Annotated in this window: 11 protein-coding genes; 4 read left to right on the top strand and 7 right to left on the bottom strand. The window is 72.2% G+C overall.

Going from position 1 to position 21,899, the window contains the following annotated elements; all coding sequences use genetic code 11:
- Positions 1-119: 119 nt before the first annotated feature.
- Together LCD35_RS02910 and LCD35_RS02905 are read right to left on the bottom strand one after the other, a co-directional pair.
- Positions 120-3,947, bottom strand: a complete 3,828-nt coding sequence (locus LCD35_RS02910; RefSeq protein WP_225043666.1) for an ADP-ribosylglycohydrolase family protein — start codon at positions 3,945-3,947, stop codon at positions 120-122.
- A gap of 272 nt (positions 3,948-4,219) precedes the next feature.
- Complete coding sequence (locus tag LCD35_RS02905) at positions 4,220-5,320, bottom strand: ADP-ribosylglycohydrolase family protein (RefSeq protein ID WP_224956678.1); 1,101 nt, start codon at positions 5,318-5,320, stop codon at positions 4,220-4,222.
- Positions 5,321-5,414: 94 nt separating this feature from the next.
- Here LCD35_RS02905 and LCD35_RS02900 point away from each other — a divergent pair, with 94 nt between their 5' ends.
- A complete protein-coding gene (locus LCD35_RS02900) occupies positions 5,415-6,818 on the top strand; it encodes a PLP-dependent aminotransferase family protein (protein ID WP_225043665.1) in 1,404 nt (467 codons plus the stop codon).
- A 123-nt stretch (positions 6,819-6,941) separates the two neighbouring features.
- Positions 6,942-7,445, top strand: coding sequence for a DUF6319 family protein (locus tag LCD35_RS02895; protein WP_224956681.1), 504 nt, complete (start codon positions 6,942-6,944; stop codon positions 7,443-7,445).
- Positions 7,446-7,536: 91 nt separating this feature from the next.
- On the opposite strand, the gene LCD35_RS02890 is transcribed toward LCD35_RS02895, so the two are convergent.
- Positions 7,537-8,115: a zinc-binding dehydrogenase gene (locus LCD35_RS02890; RefSeq protein ID WP_224956683.1), complete on the bottom strand. Its 579-nt coding sequence runs from the start codon at positions 8,113-8,115 to the stop codon at positions 7,537-7,539.
- A 97-nt stretch (positions 8,116-8,212) separates the two neighbouring features.
- Between LCD35_RS02890 and LCD35_RS02885 the strand changes: the two genes are divergently transcribed.
- On the top strand, positions 8,213-8,548 hold the full coding sequence (locus LCD35_RS02885) for a hypothetical protein (protein WP_224956685.1): 336 nt from the start codon (positions 8,213-8,215) through the stop codon (positions 8,546-8,548).
- A gap of 179 nt (positions 8,549-8,727) precedes the next feature.
- Here LCD35_RS02885 and LCD35_RS02880 read toward each other — a convergent pair whose 3' ends face one another.
- The gene (locus LCD35_RS02880; RefSeq protein WP_224956686.1) at positions 8,728-12,639 is read right to left on the bottom strand and encodes a DNA-directed RNA polymerase subunit beta'; all 3,912 of its coding nucleotides are present in this window, start codon (positions 12,637-12,639) and stop codon (positions 8,728-8,730) included.
- Positions 12,640-12,750: 111 nt separating this feature from the next.
- Positions 12,751-16,233 (bottom strand): DNA-directed RNA polymerase subunit beta, encoded by a 3,483-nt coding sequence (gene rpoB / locus LCD35_RS02875; protein ID WP_224956687.1) that lies wholly within the window; start codon positions 16,231-16,233, stop codon positions 12,751-12,753.
- A 748-nt stretch (positions 16,234-16,981) separates the two neighbouring features.
- Here rpoB and LCD35_RS02870 point away from each other — a divergent pair.
- Positions 16,982-20,149, top strand: coding sequence for a CHAT domain-containing protein (locus LCD35_RS02870; protein WP_225043664.1), 3,168 nt, complete (start codon positions 16,982-16,984; stop codon positions 20,147-20,149).
- A 71-nt stretch (positions 20,150-20,220) separates the two neighbouring features.
- On the opposite strand, the gene LCD35_RS02865 is transcribed toward LCD35_RS02870, so the two are convergent.
- Both LCD35_RS02865 and LCD35_RS02860 read right to left on the bottom strand, forming a co-directional pair.
- Complete coding sequence (locus tag LCD35_RS02865; RefSeq protein WP_225043663.1) at positions 20,221-21,276, bottom strand: hypothetical protein; 1,056 nt, start codon at positions 21,274-21,276, stop codon at positions 20,221-20,223.
- A gap of 46 nt (positions 21,277-21,322) precedes the next feature.
- Positions 21,323-21,877, bottom strand: a complete 555-nt coding sequence (locus LCD35_RS02860; protein WP_224956690.1) for a hypothetical protein — start codon at positions 21,875-21,877, stop codon at positions 21,323-21,325.
- Between the last annotated feature and the right edge of the window lie 22 nt (positions 21,878-21,899).

The raw sequence follows: 21,899 nt of genomic DNA, 5'->3' as shown, positions 1-21,899 counted from the left end.
CGCCGCGGCCCGACCGATCCGATCTTCTCCTCGTGCGGCGGGAACGCTACCAACACGCCTCGGCGGCCCGGGCCGGATCACGCCGATCCCGGTGTATCCCTGCTCACCTGGCCCGGTGGTCAGCCCTCGCCGTCGTAGGCGGGCTGCGGGCCCTGGATGCGGCGCGGCGACGGCTTCGGCGCCGGGAACGCCGCCAGCGGCTCCGGTTCCGGTTCGGGCGGCGCCGGTGGTTCCTGCTCCGGCGGCTCGACCCCGACTGCGGGCAGCAGCGCGGTAGGCGGATCACCGGGGTCGTCGGCACGCGGTTCCGGCTGGACGGGCGGCGCCGCTTCGGCCGCGATCGGCAGCCTCCGCACCGGGTAGCGCTCGTCCCACTCCTCGTCGGCGGGGCGCTCGCTCGCCGGCGGTTCCGGCGCGTCCGGGTCGCGGGACAGCGAGTCGCCGAACTCGGCCACGCAGTCCAGCGCGATCTGCTCCACGACGTCGCGCAGCTCCAAGTCGGCCAGCCAGCCGACCGGCAGCCCGCTCACCCCGATCAGCGCGCCGACGATGTTGCCGCAGATCGCCCCGGTCGAGTCGCTGTCGCCGTCGTGGTGCACCGCGATGCGCAGCGCCTTCGCCACGTCGTCGCCACCGGCCAGCGCACCGCACACCGCGATCGCCAGCGCCTGCTCGCCGACCCAGCCGCCGCCGAGGGTTCCGGCGATGTCCTCGGGCGTCGGATCGCCCCGCTCCGCCAGCTCGACGGCCTGCTTGAGCAGCGCGCTCGTCTCCTCGTGCCCCTCCCAGGTCTCCAAGACCTGCAGCGCCAGCCACACCCCGTCGTCGAGGGTCTGGCCCAGCAGCGCCTGCTGCACGATCACCGCCAGCGCGCCCGCCGACAGGTAGCCGGACGGATGGCTGTGGGTGAGCGCGGCGGCGCGCGCGGCCAGCTCGAACGCCACCGGCGGGTCCGGCGAGTACAGCGCCATCGGCGCCGACCGCATCACCCCGCCGCAGCCCTTCGAGTCGTTGATCGGCTCGGTGATCGACCCGGCCGACTGCCCGTCGCCGAACCGGGCCAGCGCGCGGAAGATCGTCTTGCCGGGAGCGCGGTTCGAGAACAGCCCCGGCACCTCCACCAGCCAGCCGTCCGGCTCCGGGTACACCGAGCGGAACGCGCCCGCCGCGGCCTCCCATTCCACGCCCTGGGTGTGCAGCCAGCGCTGGTAGGCCAGCTGGATCTCCGGAAGCGGGTCGGTGCTGCCGAGGGTGCGCCGCGCGATGCCACCGCGGATGAGGCCTTCCGCGCTGAACAGCGTCATCTGGGTGTCGTCGGTGATCGCGCCCTGCACGCCGTAGGCCTCCCGGAGACCTTGCGGGCCGTCCGGGCCGAACCGCTCGGTGATCTGCTCGGCGGTGACGAACTCCAGGTCGGAACCCATCGCGTCGCCGAGCGCACCGCCGAGGAAGCAGCCCAGCACCCGCTCGGTCAGCGCGGGCGCGACCTCGTCGACGGCCTCCGACTTGGCGTGTCCGCCCGCGCCCGGCGATTTCGCGATCCGCGCCTCGACGGGCGCCTCCGCGTCGGCGGCGTGGTGCGCCGGTTCCTCGCGGTCGGCGGCGAAGTCCGGCTCCTCCGGTTCGGCCTGCTCGTGGCGGTCGTGCGGTTCGGGGTCCGGGCGCTCGGCCCACTGCTCGGGAGACGCGTCCACTCGACCCGCGGGGAACTCGGCCGTTTCGGGACCGGCCTGCTCGCGGTCGTCCGGTTCCGGAGCGGTGAGCGGTTCCTCGTGCGGCGGGTCGCCGTGGTGGTGCGGCGGTTCGCCGTGATGGTGCGGCGGGTCGCCGTGGTGCGGCAGCGCGCCGTGCTCGTGCTGCGGCGGTTCCGCGTAGGGCTCGTGCTGCGGCGGCTCCGCATCGTGGTCGTGGCGCGGAGGTTCGCCGCCGTGGTCGTAGCGCCGCGAGTCGTCGGGCCGGTCGTGCTGCGGCGGTTCCGGTTCCGCGGCGGGTTCGGGGCGCGGGGGCACCAGCTCCTCCCGCGGGATCCGCCCGGCCGCCTCCGGCCGGATCGACACCAGCTTCGCCAGCCGGGCGAGCTCCTCGCGGTCGGTGCGATCCGTCGAGAGCTGGAAACCGCCCGCGCCGAAGTCCGGCATCGGCCGCGCTTCGTCGGCGTCCTCGGCGGGCGGCCGGTGCGCGGCCAGCATCGACAGGTCGGTGCGGTCGGTTGCCTGGGTGAACGCGTTGACCGGTTCCGGTTCGGGTTCCGGCCGGGGGACGGGCGGGGCCTGCGGCGGCTCCGCGCGGAGGTCGGGCCGGGATGGGGATTCCTGCCGGAGCTGGGATTCCGGCCAGGACTGGGATTCCCCGCGCGGCTGGGTTTCCTGACGGGACTGGGTTTCCTGACGGGACTGGGCTTCCTGGCGGGACTGGGCTTCCTGACGCGGCTGCGAATCCTGATGGGCCGGGGATTCCGGGCGAGACCGGGATTCCTGCCGGGCCGGGGGCTCCTGCCAGAGCTGCGGTTCCCGCGGCTCGGCTTCGTGCCGGACGTGGTGCTCCGCGCTCGCCTCGACGACCGGTTCCGGCGCGGGTTCGGCGGCCGGGTCGCCGAACTCCGGTGCGTCCGGGTGCGAGTTCAACCGGCTCAGGTCGATGATCATCGTTTCTTCGTTGCTGCCGTCCACCGGCCGCACCGGCTCCGGCCCGCGGCCGCTGTCCACCGTGGTCATCAGCGGGGCGTCCAGCTCCCGCGGCCCGGACGAACCGCGCGGATCGCCCACGTAGCGCTGCGCCCACTTCGGCAACGGCGGCGGGGGCGGCGGCGGGGCGAACGCCTCGGCCGCGTCGGCGCACAACGTCTCGATGATGTCGCCCAGTTCCAGCTCGTCGCGCCACCGCGGCGGAATCGCGTCCGGCCCGTGCAGGGCACCGGCGAGCTGACCCGCCATCGCACCCGTGACGCTGCTGTCCGCCGACACGTTCACCGCCATCAGCACGGCCTCGGCGAAGCTCCCGGTCGCCGCCACCGCAGCCAGCGCGGTGCCCAGCTCACCCGGCTTGTGCTCGGTGTCGAACTCGGCGTCCAGCTCGGCGGGCTGCGGGCGGCGGCCGTCGCGGGTCGCGAACATCGCCGCGTGCACCGCCCGGCGCACCGCGGCCGGCCCGTCGGCCCCGCTGTGCAGCGAGCTCAACCGGGCGTCGGTGAGGCCCACCGCCTCCCACAACCCGATGTCGCCCTGGATCAGCTGGGTCAGCACGTCCGCGTGGAACCCGGCCGCGCCCTGCACGTTCACGTCGTCGGTGAGCAGCCGGGCCACGTCGGCGCCCGCCGCGAACACCCGCTCCTGCGAGGTGCTCCACACCATCGTCGGCGCCGCCCACACCGCGCAGTCGGCGAAGCCCGGCCGCACCACCGGCCCGGACCGCGCGTCGGCGGCGTGCTGCTGCGTCGGCGGCTGCGCGGCGAGCTTGCCCAGCCCGGACAGCGCCCCGCCCGCCGGGTTGCGGGTGGAGAACAGCTGCGGCGTCTCCAGCAGCCAGCCGCTCGGCTCCGGATGCGTCTGCAGGTAGCCGGACATCGCGAACTCCCACGGCACCCCCTGCGTGTACAGCCAGCGCAGGTGGTTCGTGCGGATCACCGGAGTGGGCAGCCACTCCACCGAATCGCCGTTCACCGCCCGCGCCCGCAGCAGCGCCTCCAAGGTGAACACGGCCAGCTGCGTCAGCTCCGTGGCGCCACCGCGCCGCCCGAACACGGGCAGGTAGTCGGTCACGCCCTGCTTGCCGAACCAGTGCTGGATGTCCCACGCCGACCTGGTGCGCACCCCCGCGCCCAGCGCATCGCCCACGGCGCCGCCGAGCAGCGCGCCGCGGAACCGGTCCGACCAGCTCAGCGCGCGCGGCTCCCGCCGCGACACGGCCGAACCGTGCGTGTTCGCGAACCACGAGGTGTCACCGGTCATCCCCAGTCTCCTGTCGGGTCACCGTGCGGGGCAGCGCCCACGACCTCCGGCCGCGGACGTCGGTCGCAAGGCCGCCGCACCGCTGCGGCGGAGGCCCGGGAGCTTTCCCGGCTCCGGCGGGGCACCGCCGATCCCTTGGACCGCACCCCGCCAATGTTGCCGCACTTGACCGACGCCACGGCCGACTCCCCCGGGTGATCGAACGACCGGGTGGCGTGCTGCGGGTGGATCAGCGGTGGCCACGGCGGGTACCGCGGTGATCGAGAGCTTGCTCACCACGCGGGATAGCGCCTGCTCCACGCGGCGTCCGCGGGTGGGGCCGGGCTGAACTCGGCGAGCGCGTCGCGGGACAGCGCCGTCACCACCTCGCGCAGCTCCAGCACGTCCAGCCACTCCGGCGGGAGGGCGCGGACCCCGTGCAGCGCGCCGACGACGTTCCCGCACACCATCCCCGTCGAATCCGAATCACCCGAGTGGTTCACCGACAGCAGCAGCGCCCGCCGCGCGTCCGGCACCGCCAGCGCCGCGTACAGGCCGATCGCCAGCGCCTCCTCGCCCACCCAGCCGCCGCCGAGCCGTTCCGCGAGCTGTTCCGGCGGCACCGGGCCCCGCTCGGCGAGCTCCACCGCCGCGTCCAGCAGCCGCAACTGCTCCTCGTGACCGCGCCAGCGCAGCAGCAGGTCCCGCGCCAGCCGCACCGCGTCCGGCAGCGGTACCTCCCGGATCAGCTGGTGCACCACCACCGCCAACACCCCCGCCGACAGGTAGCCGGACGGGTGGCCGTGCGTCAGCGCCGCCGTTCCCACCGCCGCGTGGAACACCTCGGCGGGATCGTGCGACCACACCGCCACCGGCGCCGCCCGCATCACCCCGCCGCAGCCCTTCGAATCGTTCGCCGCGTTCTCCGGCGTCGCCTGCCGGTGGGTGCGCCCGAACTCGATCAGCGCCAGCATGCAGGTGTTGCCCGGGGCGCGGACCGCGAACAGCTCGCGCTGGGCGATCAGCCAGCCGTCCGGTTCCGCCAGGTGCACCCCGTACGGCCCGGCCGCCTCCGCCCAGGTGCGGCCCTGGGTGTGCAGCCACCGCTGGTAGGCGTGCTGCACCTCCGGCACCGGATCGTTGTCCACCGGCTGCATCCGCCGCGCCACGTGCGCGCGGACCAGGCCTTCCAGGGTGAACAGCATCAGCTGCGTGTCGTCGGAGATCTCCGCGCGGCCCTGCGCGAGCACCGGGCCGGTCACGCCGTCCGGTCCGTACCGCTCCCGGATCGCGTCGATCCCGCGGAACTCGACCGCGAACCCCAGCGCATCGCCCAGCGCACCGCCGAGCATGCTGCCGAGGAAGCGCTCGTGGGAATCCGGCCCCTGTTGCACTCGTCCGCCCCTCACCGTGATCCGGCGAAGGTTATCAACGGAACGCGCCCGGCCGGGCCGGTTCCGCCGCCGGCGTTCGATAAGCTCGGCAGCCGTGAACCGCGAACGGTCCGGTTCGCTCGAATCCGGGCTGGACCTGCACCTGGACTGGTCGGGGCGGCCCGACAGCAGCACCCTCGCGGAGGCCCTGCGCGCGGCGATCCGCGACGGCCGCCTCGCCGCGGGAAGCCGCGTGCCCTCCACCCGCACCCTCGCCCACGACCTCGGCATCGCGCGCGGCACCGTGACCAGGGCGTACGCCCAGCTCGGCACCGAAGGGTTCCTGCTGTCCCGGCAAGGCGCGCCCACCACCGTCGCCGAGCGGCTCCGCAGCGGCGAACGCCCCGACCCGCCGGCGCCCCGCCCGACGGGCCGCGCGCCGCGCTGGGACTTCCGCCCGGGCAGGCCGAACCTGAGCGCCTTCCCGCGCAAGGACTGGCTGGCCGCGAGCCGCCGCGTGCTGCGCGCCATGCCCGCCGACGAGCTCGACTACGGCGATCCGCAGGGCCCGCTCGCGCTGCGCGAAGCGCTCACCGAATACCTGCGACGCGCCCGGGCCGTGCACACCACCCCCGATCGGCTGGTCGTCTGCAACGGCTACAGCGAGGCGCTCTCGCTGATCAGCAGGGTCCTGCGCGCCCGGGGCGACTCCTCGATCGACTTCGAGGACCCGTCGCTGCCGCACTTCCGCGACATCGCCGCCGAGGACGGGATGACCGTGCGCGGCGTCCCCGTCGACGACGGCGGCATCGACGTGTCCGCGCTGCGCAGCCCTGCCGTCGTCGTCACCCCCGCGCACCAGTTCCCGCTCGGCGTCACCATGCGGGCGCAGCGCCGCGCCGAGCTGATCCGCCGCGCCAAGGCCGACGGCGTGCTCGTCGTCGAGGACGACTACGACGGGGAGTTCCGCTTCGACCGCAAACCCGTCGGATCGCTGCAGGGCATGGCCCCGGACGCGGTGATCTACGCGGGCACCGCGAGCAAGACCCTCGCCCCCGCGCTGCGCATCGCCTGGCTGGCGCTGCCCGCCCGGCTGGTCGAACCGGTGCGGGCGATGCGCACCCACGGGCGGTTCGGGCCGCTGTTCGACCAGCTCGCGCTCGGCGAGCTGCTGCGATCCGGCGCCTACGACCAGCACGTGCGCCGGTCCCGGGCCGTGTACCGGGCGCGGCGCGAGCAGCTGCTGCACGGCCTGGACGGGTTGCGCGCCGGGCACCGGCGCTACCCGGCGGGCATCTCCGCCGGCCTGCACCTGACGTTGCGCCTCGACCCCGACGGTCCCGACGAGCAGCAGGTCCTCGCCCGAGCCCGCGCCCGCGGCGTCGAACTCGACGTGCTCGGCCCGTGGTGGGTGCGGCCCGGCGACCACCCCGCCGGAGTGGTGATCGGCTACGCCGCGCCCGCCGAGCACGCGTTCCGCCCCGCCTTGGCGGCGCTGCTCGACACGCTCGACCCATGACCACCACCGGCGCGGAGGCTCCCGCTACAGTGCCCACGCGCGCCGGTCCCCGCCCGCCGACACGGCGCAGGGGAACTGGTGTTCTATCCTGGGTCACCGACCGGCGCACAGCAAGGAGAATCCGTGGGCGAGCAGGAAGCAGACCAGGTGACCAGCGAAGAGACCCAAGGCGAGCAGGCATCGGCGCAGCCGGAGAACGGCACCGCCCAGGCCGAGGCGGACACCGCGCAGGCCGCGGCGACGCCGTCCGAGCCCGCCGCGGCGGCCCCGGCCCCGGCCGACGCCGCTCCGGCCGACGCGACGCCGGAGCCCGCGCCGAAGAAGACCCGCGCGCCCAAGAAGAGCACCGCCAAGAAGACCCGCACCGTCGAGCTCACGCTGACCGTGACCGGCACCGCGGAAGGCGAGTGGCAGGCCGAGCTGATGCACGCGGGCAAGCGCGTCGTGCAGGGCCTGCCGGTCCCGGCGGCCGCGGTCTCCAAGGCGGCGGCGGAACTCCACCAGGACATCTCCGAAGCCATCGAAGAGGTCCTGAGCGCCGCGCGCGAGCAGCACGAGGCGAAGCTCGCCGAGCTCGAAGCCGAGGTCGAGCGGGTCCGCAAGGCCCTGCTGGAGCTCGAGGGCTGACGACCGCACCGGTCGGCCGAGTCCCCGGACGCCGCCACCCCCGTTCCGGGGCGGACGCGGCGGGGGCACCCGGTTCGCGGCGCCGTCCCGATCAGAACTCCAGCACCAACCGGCCCCGCACCCCGCCGGCTTCCAGCGCGCGGTGCGCCTGCGCCGCCTCGCCCGCCGGGTAGGTCCGCGCCAGCCGCAGGGTCAGCACCCCTTCGTCCACCTGGGACCGCGGCCGGTCCAGCTCTTCCCACTCCTGCGCGTACTCGCGCCCCGCCACCGGCCGGTAGGTGATGCCGCGCTCCGCTCCGGCGGTGAAGAACCGCGCGGTCGAGATCCGGCCGCCGTCGCGCACCGCGGGCACCAGCCGGTCGTTGAGCAGCGCGCCGTCCGCGATCCCCGCCACCCCGGCCGGTGCCGCCTCGCGGATGCGTTCCGCCACGTCGTCCCCGCGCGCCACGACGACGTCCGCCCCGAGCGACCGGACCAGTTCCCGGTCCCGGTCGGCCGCGTCCGCGACGACCCGCAGCCCGTCGGCCTTCGCCAGCTGCACCACGCAACCCCCGAACGCCCCCGCGGCGCCGGTGACCGCGATCGCCTCGCCCGGCGCCGAGTCCAGGAGGTCCAGCGCCTGGCGGGCGGTGAGCGCGTTCATCGGCAGGGTCGCGCCGATCACTCGCATGCCCGGTGCAACCTGCCGCCGGGCCGCCGCTGTTCCGCCGGAGGACCACCCGCTCGTGTAGTGGCGAACGCGTGTTCGACTCCGGATGATCGGAGTCATGGACCCCAGACACCGCACCCACCGCAGGCTGCACCTCGTCCCGGCGGCGGCCGGCCCGGCCGCAGGGGGAACCGGTCCGCCGACGTCCACCGGCGCCGCGCCCGATCCCGGGAGCGGTGGCGGCGAGCGGTGGCCGTCCGCTCCCGAGCCGCTCACCGACGACCGCGTCGCCGAGTGCACCGATGCCGGGCTCGTCGCCGAGATCCGCGCGTGCGAGGCGTTGCGGCACCGCCTGCTGCACGACCAGCTGACCCTGCTCACCGAAGCACGCCGCCGGGGGCTCCGACTGCCCGCCGGCCCGTCGCCCGCCCGGTCCGGAGGAGCCCCGACATGATCGCCGGAACCACCACGATCGCGGCCGCGGTGCATCGCGCCGTCCGCTCCTGCACCACCGGTCTCCGAACGCTCGGCCGCGGGTTCGCGGCCACGCGCCCCGAACAGCGGGAGGTCCCCGCTCGAACCCGAGCGGGGACCTCCCGTGCACTGCTCCGCGACCTGCGGCCGCCTACCGGATCACCGGTAGTCGCGACCGAAGTCGTAGTCGTCCAGCGGCACCGCGGCACCGGTGCCTGCGCCGAACACGTCCGGCGTGTAGTAGCCGTCGTCGTAGGACGGGATCGCGTACGCCGCGGCCCGCGCCTCCTCGGTCGGCTGCACCTGGATGTTGCGGTAGCGGTTGATGCCGGTACCGGCCGGGATCAACTTACCGATGATCACGTTCTCCTTCAGGCCGACCAGCTTGTCACTCGCGCCCTCGATCGCGGCGTTCGTGAGGATGCGGGTCGTCTCCTGGAAGGAGGCCGCCGACAGCCAGGACTCCGTGGCCAGCGAGGCCTTGGTGATGCCCATCAGCACCGGACGGCCCGAAGCCGGGTCGCCGCCCTCGGCCACCACGCGGCGGTTCTCGCCCTCGAACTGCGAGCGCTCCACCGGCGAGCCGGGCAGGAACTCCGTCGCACCCGAGTCGATGATGATGACGCGCCGCAGCATCTGCCGGACGATGACCTCCACGTGCTTGTCGTGGATGCCGACGCCCTGCGAGCGGTAGACCTCCTGGACCTCGCGGACCAGGTGCAGCTGGGCCTCGCGGGGCCCCATCACGCGCAGCACCTCGTGCGGGTCGACGGCGCCTTCCAGCAGCTGCTGGCCGACGTCGACATGGTCGCCGTCCGCGATCTGCCGCTCGCTGCCGTCCACCGAGATCGTCGCGAGCCGCTGCCGCTTGGACAGCTTGTCGTAGACGATCTCCTCGCTGCCGTCGTCCGGGATGACCGTGATCTTCCAGTACCGGTCGTTGTCCTCCATCCGGATCCGTCCGGGGGCGTCGGCGATCGGCGCCTTGCCCTTCGGGACCCGGGCTTCGAACAGCTCCGTGACACGCGGCAGACCGGTGGTGATGTCGTCACCGGCGACACCGCCCTGGTGGAAGGTGCGCATCGTCAGCTGCGTGCCGGGCTCACCGATCGACTGGGCGGCGACGATGCCGACGGCCTCGCCGACGTCCACCAGCTTGCCGGTGGCCATCGAGCGGCCGTAGCAGACCGCGCAGACGCCGACGCCGGACTCGCAGGTCAGCACGCTGCGGACCTTGACCTTGGAGATCTTGGCCGCGAGCAGCTTCTCGATCGCCGGGTCGCCCAGGTCGGAACCGCGGGCGAGCACGATGTTGCCGTCCGAGTCCGTGACGTCCTCGGCGGTCGTGCGGGCGTAGATGCTGGTCTCGACGTGCGCGTCGCGCAGCACCGTGCCGTCCGGCAGCACCTCGGCGATCGGCATCTTGATGCCGCGCTCGGTGCCGCAGTCGGTCTCCCGCACGATGACGTCCTGCGAGACGTCCACCAGACGACGGGTCAGGTAACCCGAGTCGGCGGTGCGCAGCGCCGTGTCGGCCAGACCCTTGCGGGCACCGTGGTTGGAGATGAAGTACTCCAGCACGGACAGGCCTTCGCGGTAGTTCGCCTTGATCGGGCGCGGGATGTACTCGCCCTTCGGGTTCGACACCAGGCCACGCATGCCGGCCAGCTGCACGACCTGGGTCATGTTGCCCGCCGCCCCGGACTTCACGATCATGCTGATCGAGTTGTCCTCGGGGAAGTTCTTCTCCATGGCCTCGGCGACCTCGTCCTTGGCCGCCGTCCAGACCTTGACGAGCTCCGCGTTGCGCTCCTGGTAGGACAGCGCACCACGGCGGTAGCGCTTCTCCACCTGCTCGGCGCGCTGCTCGTAGGAGTCGAGGATCTCGCTCTTCTGCGGCGGGACGACCACGTCGGAGATCGACACGGTCACGCCGGAACGGGTGGCCCAGTGGAAACCGGCGTCCTTCAGCTTGTCCAGCGTCTGGGCGACGGTGACCATCGGGTACCGCTCGGCGAGGTCGTTGACGATCGCCGCCTGCCGCTTCTTCGGCAGCAGGTCGTTGACGAACGGGTAGTCCTCGGGCAGGAGCTCGTTGAAGAACACCCGGCCGAGCGTGGTGTCGGCGAGCCACGGCTTGCCCGGCTCCCAGTCCTCCGGCGTGGCCTCCTTGGCGGGGACCACGTCGCGGAGCCGGATCCGGATCTTCGCCTGCAGCGAGAGCCCGCCGCGGTCGAAGGCCATGATGGCCTCGCCCACGGAGGAGAACGCCTGGCCTTCACCCGGTGCACCCTCGACCAGCCTGGTCAGGTGGTACAGGCCGGTGACCATGTCCAGACGCGGCATCGCCAGCGGGCGACCCGACGCGGGCGAGAGGATGTTGTTGCTGGACAGCATCAAGATCCGGGCCTCGGCCTGCGCCTCGGCCGACAGCGGCAGGTGCACCGCCATCTGGTCACCGTCGAAGTCGGCGTTGAACGCCTCGCACACCAGCGGGTGCAGCTGGATGGCCTTGCCTTCGACCAGCTGCGGCTCGAAGGCCTGGATGCCCAGGCGGTGCAGCGTGGGAGCACGGTTGAGCAGCACCGGGTGCTCGGCGATGACCTCTTCCAGCACGTCCCACACCTGCGGGCGCTGGCGCTCCACCATCCGCTTCGCGGACTTGATGTTCTGCGCGTGGTTGAGGTCCACCAGCCGCTTCATGACGAACGGCTTGAACAGCTCGACCGCCATCTCCTTCGGCAGGCCGCACTGGTGCAGCTTCAGCTGCGGGCCGACGACGATGACCGAACGGCCGGAGTAGTCGACGCGCTTGCCGAGCAGGTTCTGGCGGAAGCGGCCCTGCTTGCCCTTGAGCAGGTCGGACAGCGACTTCAGCGGCCGGTTGCCGGGCCCGGTGACCGGGCGCCCGCGACGACCGTTGTCGAACAGCGCGTCCACGGACTCCTGCAGCATCCGCTTCTCGTTGTTGACGATGATCTCGGGCGCGCCGAGGTCGATCAGTCGCTTGAGGCGGTTGTTGCGGTTGATGACCCGGCGGTACAGGTCGTTCAGGTCCGAGGTGGCGAAGCGGCCACCGTCGAGCTGGACCATCGGACGCAGGTCCGGCGGGATCACCGGCACGCAGTTGAGCACCATGCCGCCGGGGTTGTTCCCGGTGGCCTGGAACGCGGCGACGACCTTGAGCCGCTTGAGCGCGCGCAGCTTCTTCTGCCCCTTGCCGGAGCGGATCGTCTCGCGCAGCAGCTCGGCCTCGGCACCGATGTCGAAGTCCTGCAGCAGCGCCTGGATGGACTCGGCACCCATGCCGCCGGTGAAGTACTCGCCGTACCGGTCGTAGAGCTCGCGGTAGAGCATCTCGTCCGAGATCAGCTGACGGGGCTCCAGCTTGGTGAAGGTCTCCCAGATCTCGTCGAGCTTGTCGATGTCGCGCTGCGAGCGGTCGCGCAGCTGGCGCATCTCGCGCTCGCCGCCCTCCTTGACCTTGCGGCGCACGTCGCTCTTCGCACCCTCGGCCTCGAGCTCGGCCAGGTCGGCTTCGAGCTTCTGGGCACGGGCTTCGAGGTCCGCGTCACGCTGGTCGGAGACCCGCTTGCGCTCGACCGCCATCTCGTTCTCGAGCGTGGACAGGTCGTTGTGCCGCATCTCGGTGTTCACCGAAGTGATCACGTACGCGGCGAAGTAAATGATCTTTTCGAGATCCTTGGGAGCCAGGTCGAGCAGGTAGCCCAGCCGACTCGGAACGCCCTTGAAGTACCAGATGTGGGTCACCGAAGCGGCGAGCTCGATGTGCCCCATCCGCTCGCGGCGCACCTTGGCCCGGGTCACCTCGACGCCGCAGCGCTCGCAGATGATGCCCTTGAAGCGGACCCGCTTGTACTTGCCGCAGTAGCATTCCCAGTCGCGGGTCGGACCGAAGATCTTCTCGCAGAAGAGCCCGTCCTTCTCCGGCTTCAGGGTTCGGTAGTTGATCGTCTCGGGCTTCTTGACCTCGCCGAACGACCACTGGCGGATGTCGTCGGCCGTGGCGAGGCCGATGCGGAGTTCATCGAAGAAGTTGACGTCCAGCACGTCGGGTCTTCTCCCTTAGTCGAAAGGTCCGGCCGGCTACCGGCCGGGAATGCCAGGTTGGGTCGATGGCCGGTCCGCGGGCAGGCACATGCCCGCGGACCGGCGGCGAGGTCACTGAACGACGTCGTCCACCGAGGGGGACTCGTTCCGGGACAGGTTGATGCCGAGGTTCGCCGCGGCACGCTCCAGGTCCTCGTCGTCTCCGTCGCGCATCTCGATGGCAGCACCGTCCGTGGAGAGCACCTCCACGTTCAAGCACAGCGACTGCAGCTCCTTGAGGAGCACCTTGAACGACTCCGGGATACCCGGGTCCGGGATGTTCTCGCCCTTGACGATCGCCTCGTACACCTTCACGCGGCCGATGACGTCGTCGGACTTGATCGTCAGCAGCTCCTGCAGGGTGTACGCGGCACCGTAGGCCTGCATGGCCCAGCACTCCATCTCACCGAAGCGCTGACCACCGAACTGCGCCTTACCGCCCAGCGGCTGCTGGGTGATCATCGAGTACGGGCCGGTCGACCGGGCGTGGATCTTGTCGTCCACCAGGTGCGACAGCTTCAGGATGTACATGTAGCCGAGGGCCACCGGGTACGGGTACGGCTCCCCGCTGCGGCCGTCGAACAGCTGCGCCTTGCCGTTGGCCTTGACCATCCGCTCACCGTCGCGGTTCGGCAGGGTGGAGCCGAGCAGGCCGGTGATCTCCTCCTCGCGGGCACCGTCGAAGACGGGGCTGGCGGTGTTGGTGCCGGCCTCCACCTCGTAGAGGTCCGCGGGCAGGCGCTTGGCCCAGTCCGGGTCGCCGTCGATGGACCAGCCCTGCGAGGCGATCCACCCGAGGTGGGTCTCCAGCACCTGACCGATGTTCATCCGTCGCGGCACACCGTGGGTGTTCAGGATGATGTCGACCGGGGTGCCGTCCTCGGTGAACGGCATGTCCTCGATCGGCAGGATCTTGCCGATGACGCCCTTGTTGCCGTGCCGGCCGGCGAGCTTGTCGCCGTCCTGGATCTTGCGCTTCTGCGCCACGTAGACGCGGACCAGCTCGTTGACGCCCGGGGGCAGCTCGTCGTCCTCGTCGCGGTTGAAGACGCGGACGCCGATGACCTTGCCGGTCTCGCCGTGCGGCACCTTCAGCGAGGTGTCGCGGACTTCGCGGGCCTTCTCGCCGAAGATCGCGCGCAGCAGCCGCTCCTCCGGGGTCAGCTCGGTCTCGCCCTTCGGCGTGACCTTGCCGACCAGGATGTCGCCGCCCTGCACCTCGGCACCGATGCGGATGATGCCGCGCTCGTCGAGGTCGGCCAGCACGTCCTCGGAGACGTTCGGGATGTCCCGGGTGATCTCCTCGGCACCGAGCTTGGTGTCGCGGGCGTCGACCTCGTGCTCCTCGATGTGGATCGAGGTGAGCACGTCGTCCTGCACCAGGCGCTGGGACAGGATGATCGCGTCTTCGTAGTTGTGCCCCTCCCACGGCATGATGGCCACGCGCAGGTTCTTGCCCAGCGCCATCTCGCCGTTCTGGGTGCACGGCCCGTCCGCGATGACCTGACCGACCTCGACGCGATCGCCTTCGTTCACGATCGGCTTCTGGTTGGTGCAGGTGCCGTGGTTCGAGCGGTTGAACTTCTGCAGCCGGTAGGTGTGCCGGGTGCCGTCGTCGGCCATCACCGTCACGTAGTCGGCGCAGATCTCCTCGATCACACCGGCCTTGTCGGCGGTCACCACGTCACCGGCGTCGACGGCGGCGCGGAGCTCCATGCCGGTGCCGACCAGCGGGGACTCGCTGCGCAGCAGCGGCACCGCCTGGCGCTGCATGTTCGCGCCCATCAGCGCGCGGTTCGCGTCGTCGTGCTCGAGGAACGGGATCATCGCGGTCGCGGCGGAGACCATCTGCCGCGGCGAGACGTCCATGTAGTCGATCTCGGTCGGGGCGAGGAGCTCGACCTCGCCGCCCTTCCGGCGACCCAGCACGCGGTCGTCGAGGAACACGCCGTCGTCGTCGATCGGCGCGTTGGCCTGCGCCTTGACGTAGCGGTCCTCTTCGTCGGCGGTCAGGTAGTCGATCTGGTCGGTGACCCGGCCGTCGACGACCTTGCGGTACGGCGTCTCGATGAAGCCGAACGGGTTGACCCGCGCGAACGTGGCCAGCGAGCCGATCAGGCCGATGTTCGGGCCTTCCGGCGTCTCGATCGGGCACATGCGGCCGTAGTGCGAGGGGTGGACGTCGCGGACCTCCATGCCCGCGCGCTCCCGGGACAGACCGCCCGGACCGAGCGCGGAGAGCCGACGCTTGTGCGTCAGGCCCGCGATCGGGTTGGTCTGGTCCATGAACTGCGACAGCTGCGAGGTGCCGAAGAACTCGCGGATCGCCGCCACCACGGGACGGATGTTGATCAGCGTCTGCGGCGTGATCGCCTCGACGTCCTGGGTGGTCATCCGCTCGCGGACGACGCGCTCCATGCGGGACAGGCCGACGCGGACCTGGTTCTGGATCAGCTCGCCGACGGTGCGCAGGCGGCGGTTGCCGAAGTGGTCGATGTCGTCGACCTCGACCGGCACCTCCAGGTCGCCCTCGCCCATCGAGGTCTCGCCCGCGTGCAGGCGGACCAGGTACTCGATGGTGGTGACGATGTCGTCCTCGGTGAGGACGCCGGAGTCGAACGGCAGCTCCAGGCCCAGCTTCTTGTTGACCTTGTAGCGGCCGACGCGGGCCAGGTCGTAGCGCTTCTCCTTGAAGAACAGGTTCTCCAGGAGGGTCTGCGCGCTCTCCTTGGTCGGCGGTTCGCCCGGGCGCAGCTTGCGGTAGATGTCGAGCAGCGCCTCGTCCTGACCGGCGGTGTGGTCCTTCTCCAGCGTCGCCATCAGCGTCTCGGAGAAGCCGAACCGCTCGCGGATCGCCTCCGCGCTCCAGCCCAGGGCCTTCAGCAGCACCGTCACCGGCTGGCGGCGCTTGCGGTCGATGCGGACACCGACGGTGTCGCGCTTGTCGACGTCGAACTCCAGCCACGCACCGCGGCTGGGAATGATCTTGACGCTGTAGACGTCCTTGTCCGTCGTCTTGTCGACCGAGCTGTCGAAGTAGACGCCGGGCGAGCGCACGAGCTGGGACACCACGACGCGCTCGGTGCCGTTGATGATGAAGGTGCCCTTGTCGGTCATGACCGGGAAGTCACCCATGAACACCGTCTGGCTCTTGATCTCGCCAGTGGTGTGGTTGGTGAACTCCGCCGTGACGAACAGCGGGGCCGCGTAGGTCATGTCCTTGTCCTTGCACTCGTCAACCGAGGCCTTGACCTCGTCGAAGCGCGGATCCGTGAAGGACAGGGACATCGATCCGGAGAAGTCCTCGATCGGGGAGATCTCGCTGAGGACTTCTTCCAGGCCACCGACAGGGCTTTCGTCGCCGGCGTCGACCCGGCGCTGGAACCAGGCCTCGTCGCCGACAAGCCATTCGAAGGACTGGACCTGCAGATCGAGCAGATCAGGTACTTCCAACGGTTCGCGGATGTTCGCGAACGAGACCCGCCTGGGTGCCCCAGCGATCCCCGACGTGTAGTTGGAAGCTGCAGAGACCTTGGTCGCGCGGGAGACTGCCAAGATGCGTCCTTCCGGGACTCTGAACTGGCTACAGCCGCGTCAGGAGGCGTTGGCAACCAGCTAACACGACTGTCAAGGGTGCAATGGCGCCCACGATCCTAGATCCCGTCATGGGGAGGGCGGAAAGAGGGCAGCGCAAAGTAGCAGTCTAGACGCTACGACGCCACCTGTCGAGGGGCCCGCCGACGAACCGTCCCGGAAGTCGTCTGCGGAGCCGCACCTCGCGAGGCCCTGCCCGTGTTGGGAACCAGAGTGAACCCGCCGCCGCCGACAGTCAAGAGATCACGCTCCGATCACCCTCGTGGCGCAAGACACGATCACTACACGTGATCGCCAACAGGCCCGTTCCGCCTGGTCAAGGCTTCACCGAGTGGTAGTTCAGGCGACTTTCCGCCAGGGTCGGCGCCCGCCGGAACCGACCGCTCCGATCGCGCACAGCACTCGGATTCACCGGTTTCCGCCACCGGGGAGCACCCCGGTTCGCCTATGATCCAGAAAGCCGCCGGCGTTGTCGGCCATCTCACGCCGCAGGCCTCCGCCCAGGTGTTCCAGCGGGGAGTGCGGCCGGGAAACGCCGCCCGGCTGACCTCGCAGGGGGTCGCGGTTCGTGCACGGAGCGGGTGCACCGGTCCTCGACTCCCCGCAGCGAACGCACGGGCTATTCGGTACCGGTGAACATCGGTACGGTGAAACGCCCCGCGACGCCGCGACGCTGGTAGTCGTGTGAGCATGCCACAGGAGAATCGGGATGAATGACGATGCGGGTCGGCCGGACGAACTCGCCGACGGGCGAGCGCGTTCGACCGGGGATCAGCAGCGCGCCGATGCCGGAGCGTCGTGGTTCAGCTCCGCGGAGGGCCAGGCCGCGGCGGACCGCTCCGGCGGCCAGGCCCGGCCCAGCGCCCCCGCGGACACCACCCGAGCGACCGCCCAGGACCGCCCAAGCCCGCAGCAGCGGTACGCCGACGCCATCACCGCGATGAACGCCGTCATCTCCACCCTCGACTTCGAGCAGCTGCCCTGGGTGACCGAGGTGTTCCGCGCGACCGCGGGCGTGCTCGACGACCGCGATCCGGCGCGCGCGGGCGTGCTGAACAACCTCGGCAGCGCCGCCCAGCTGCGGTACTTGCAGAGCAAGCAGGTCGAGGACCTGGAGGACGCGGTCGGCTACTACCGGGACGCCTCGACCGGCGCGCACCAGGACGACCCCGACCTGGTGCTCTACCAGTGCAACCTGGCGCTGGCGCTGACCGAGCTCGCCGTCACCGGGGAGGACCCCGCGCACGCCGCGGAATCGGTGCGCGCGGCCCGGCTGGCCACCGAGCAGACGCCGCGGCGCGATCCGCGGCGGATCATGACCCTGGTCCGGCTGGCGAACGCATTGAAGACGCACGCGCGCCTCGCGGGCGACCCCCGCTCGGACGACGAGTCGATCGACGTGTTCCGGGAGGCGGCGCGGGCGGCCTCCCGCGGCGGGGGCACCGAGGCCGCGGAGCTGCGGATCAACCTGGGTGCCGCGCTGCTGCGCCGCTACCAGCGCAACGGCTCGGCGCAGGACCTGGACGAAGGCATCACGCACCTGCGGCGCGGGGCCGACGGGCTGGCCGACGGGGAGGCGCGCCGGGGAGCGCTGTGCCACCTGGCCAGCGCGTTGCGGCTGCGCTTCGAGCAGGCCGGGGACCTCGCCGACCTGGAGGCGGGCATCGGCGAGCTGATCGGCGTGCTGGGCGTGCTCAGCCCCGGGCACCCGCTGCTCGGGCGCGCTCTGGTGCTGCTGGCCGAATCGACCGCCGAGCACGTGGACAGCACCGGCGAGCCGGGCCCGCTGCGCCGCACGTTGCGCGCCTACGCGGTGAGCGCCCGCGGCATGGCGGCCGAGGACCCCGAGCGGTCGTTCGCGCTCGCCGGCTACGGGGCCTTGCTGCGCAGGCACTTCCTGCACGGCGCGGAGGCCGACGCGCTCGACACCGCGGTCGCCGCCGGGGAGGCGTCGGCCGAGGGATCGCTGGACGGCAAGGTGCTGCACTCGCTGGCGCTGACCCTGCTGACCCGCTACGAGAACACCGCGGACGAGGACGACCTGGACCGCGCCAAGCAGGTGTGCGACCAAGCGGCCACCGCGCCCGAGACCCCGCAGCACCTGGCGTGGGCGCAGCTCGGCGTGATCGCCGCGCACCGGTTCCGCCGCACCACCCGCACCGGCGAGTTGGAAGCCGCCGTGGAGTGGTTCGACCGCGCGCTGGAGGCGATGTCCGCCGACGCGCCGGAGCGGGCCGCCGTGGCCACCCACCTGGGCCGGGCCCTGCAGTCGCTGCACCAGCGCACCGGCAGGCGCCGGTTCTACCGCTGGGCGCGGCGGGTGCTCGCCGAGGCCGCCGCGCAGCCGTCCGCACCCGCCGATCAGCGGCTGCGGGCCGCGAGCCTGAACGGCAGGCTCGCCGCGGGTGCCCAGCGCTGGTCGGAGGCGGTGGAGTCATTCACCACGGCGGTGGAACTGCTGCCGCTGGTCACCCGGGCGAAGCGGGCGGTGGCCGCCCCCGCGATGCAGCAGCGGTGGGCGCGGATCGCCGCGGACGCGGCCGCGTGCGCGGTGGAGAACGGCGAACCGGAGCGCGCCGTGGAGCTGCTGGAACACGGCCACGCCGCGCTGCTGTCGGACTTCCTGCCCGCGGGCGGCGAGCTCGGTGCGCTGCACCGCGACCACCCGGAGCTCGCCGACGAAGCCGTCCGGCTTCGCCGGCTGCTGGACCGGCCACCGGGCGAGCCCGCGCTCACCGACCCGGCGGAGGGCGGCGCGCTGCGCGCCCGGCTGGTCGACGCATGGGAAGACCTGCTGCGCGAGGTGCGCTCCGATCCGGCGCACGCGAACCACCTGCGGTTGCGCCCGTTCGCCGACCTCGCCGGGGAGGGCGAGGAGGGCTCGGTGGTGCTGGTCAACCTGAGCCGGTACCGCTCGGACGCGCTGGTGCTGGTCGCGGGCCGGGTGCTGACCGTCCCGCTGCCGGGCGCGGGCCCGGAGGCGGCCGCCGAGCAGGCCAGGGCCGGGTTAGGCGTGACCGACCAGCGCGATCAGCGCGCGCTGCTGGAGGCGCTGGACTGGGCGTGGCACAACGTCACCCGCCCGGTGCTGGACCGGATGGGATACGTGCAGCCGCCGGCGGAGGGCCAGCGCTGGCCGCGGCTGTGGTGGTGCGTGCTGGGGCCGCTGGGCTTCCTGCCGCTGCACGCGGCCGCGGCGCGGGACGGGGCGAGCACCCTGGACCGGGTGGTGTCCTCGTACGCCCCGACGCTGGGCGCGTTGAACGAGACCCGGCACCGGCCGGTCCCGGACCAGGGCCGGGCGCTGGTGGCGGCGGACTCGCTGGAGCCGGGCGCGCGGGAGCTGCCCAGGGAGAACCAGATCCTCGCCCGTTACTGGCCGGACGCGGAGGTGCTGTCCCCGGCGACGACGTCGGCCACGGAGCTGCAGCAGCTGCTGCCCGGCGCGGCGTGGGTGCACGTGTGCGAACCGAGCGCCCAGTACCCGGCGCAGCCCGCGGCCGGACTGGTGCTGGACCGGGAACCGCCGCAGCGGGGGCTGGGGCTGGTCGAGATGGGCCAGCTGGGCCTGCACCAGACGGAGTTCGGCTACCTGGGCCGCTGCTCGACCTTCGTGGACGCCCCGTCGGCGGCGGCGGTGCCGCTGGCGACGGCCCTGGGCTTCGCGGGCTTCGCGCACGTCATCGGCTCGTTGTGGGAGGTCGACGAGGAGTGCGCGCTGGAGGTGCACTCGGAGGTCTACGAGGCGGTGTTCGGCGCGGAGGAGTTCGACACCGGCCGTTCCTCGCACGCCCTGCACGACGTGGCCCGGCGGCTGCGCGCCGAGTTCCCGGACATGCCGTCGCGCTGGTCGGCGCACCTGCACGTCGGGCCCTGATCGCGCTAGCCCAGACCGGCGGCCAGCCCAGATCGGCGAGCGCACCGGTGCGGGGCGCTCGCCGCGGGCGGTCAGTGCTGGCTGATGTTCGCGATCTTCCACTGGTCGCCGTGCCGCTCCGCGCTGATGACGACCTGCGCGGGCCCGACCGACGGTTCGCCGCCGATGTCGGTGCGGGTGGCGTTCTGGTCCACGAACAGCAGCACCTCGGCGCGGTCGCCTTCCAACCGGGTGACGCTGCTGGCCTTGACCGTGGTGGTGACGACCAGCTTCTGGATGGGCGCCTGCTGCTTGACGGTGGTGAACAGCTGCTCGTACTCACCGACGGCGCGGCCGACGAGCAGGTCCTTCGCCGCGCGCTCGGTCTTGCCGGTGTCGGCGAAGTCGTAGGAGAAGATCTTCTCGACGCCGTCGGTGATCTGCCCGTTCACCTCGCTGGTGCCTGCCTGGTCGGCGAGCGCCCGATTGCCGTAGAACGCGCCGTAGGCCTCGACGCCGAACCAGGTCGCGAGTCCGGCGAGCACGACGGTCACCGCGAGCAGGGCGGCGACGAGCCCGGTGTTCCGGCTCCGCTCGGCGTCGGCGCCGCCGTGCTCATCGGTGGGCTGGTCCGCTCCGGGCTCGGCCGCGCCGGACGGGTCGGCGGGTTCGGTGCCGGTCCGGTCGTCGGCGGGCAGGTCGGCGACGGCGTGGAAGCGCTGCTCGGTCCCGTCGGAGTCCGCTTCCCCGGAATCGTCCGGTTCGAGGGCGTCGCCGGTGCCTGCGGGCTCGCCCTCCGAGGCGACCGTGGAGGACGCGGACCGAGCGGTCTCCTCGTCGGCGGCACCGGATTCCTCGTCGGCGGCACCGGATTCCTGGTCAGCAGCAACGGAATCCTGGTCGTCGGCACCGTCCTGCTCGACCGCAGCAGCCCGGTCACCGGCGGCCTCCCGCCCGGCCTCCGCGGCGGACTCCCGCACACCGGACGTCGAACCGTCCACATCGGACGATTCGGCACCCGCCGGCGTCGCCTCCTCCTCCGGCCGGTTCAACCCGATCCGCGAACCGGAGTTCTGCGAACCGGTGCGGTTGCGCTGACCGGCGACGCGCCGCCGCGACGTCGATCCGGGACGACGGGGATGGGGCACGGGAACCACTCCTAGTGCGTACGGGTTCGGCGGCTTGCTCGGGGGATCAGCCGACCGCGACGGGGCCGAGGACGCTGAGCTTCCAGTCCTGGCCCTCGCGGGTCAGTTCGGCCTGGTACCGGCTGCGCTTCTCGGCGGGCTGCTGGCCTTCCGGGGTGACGGTGACCTTCACCACCGCGATCATGCGGGCCTTGCCCGCGCGGTCGTTGAGCTCGGTGAGCCCGGCGGAGAGGACTTCCGCCTTGGTGACCGTCTTGGCCTGCGTGATGCTGTCGGCGTACTGCTGCCGCCCGCGCACCACGTCCTCGTGCAGCGGGCCGGTGGAGGACCGCTCCCACAGGTCGAGCCCGGGCTGCACGTCGCGGAAGTCCAGCGTGTTGAAGTTGATGATCGCCTGGGTGCCCGCCTGCAGCGCGTCGTCCCGTTCGGCCGCGTAGGCGGCGTTGCCGTTGCTGGCGGCGACGGCCCAGGTGATGCCGGTGACCAGGGCGGCCACCACGGCGACGGCCAGCGCGATTCCCGAGACCAGCACGGGCCACGGTCGTCTCGCGGTCGGGCGGTTCTCGGTCTCCGGGCCGGGTTCGGCCGCGTTCTCGGTCATCGGCTCACCTCGTTTCGCGGTG

Origin of the sequence: Saccharopolyspora sp. 6V (assembly GCF_020176785.1) — a bacterium.
In the GTDB taxonomy this organism is placed as follows: Bacteria; Actinomycetota; Actinomycetes; order Mycobacteriales; family Pseudonocardiaceae; genus Saccharopolyspora_C; species Saccharopolyspora_C gregorii.
Note: the sequence above shows the minus strand (reverse complement) of the source record. Positions and strands in the feature narration are given on the sequence as shown.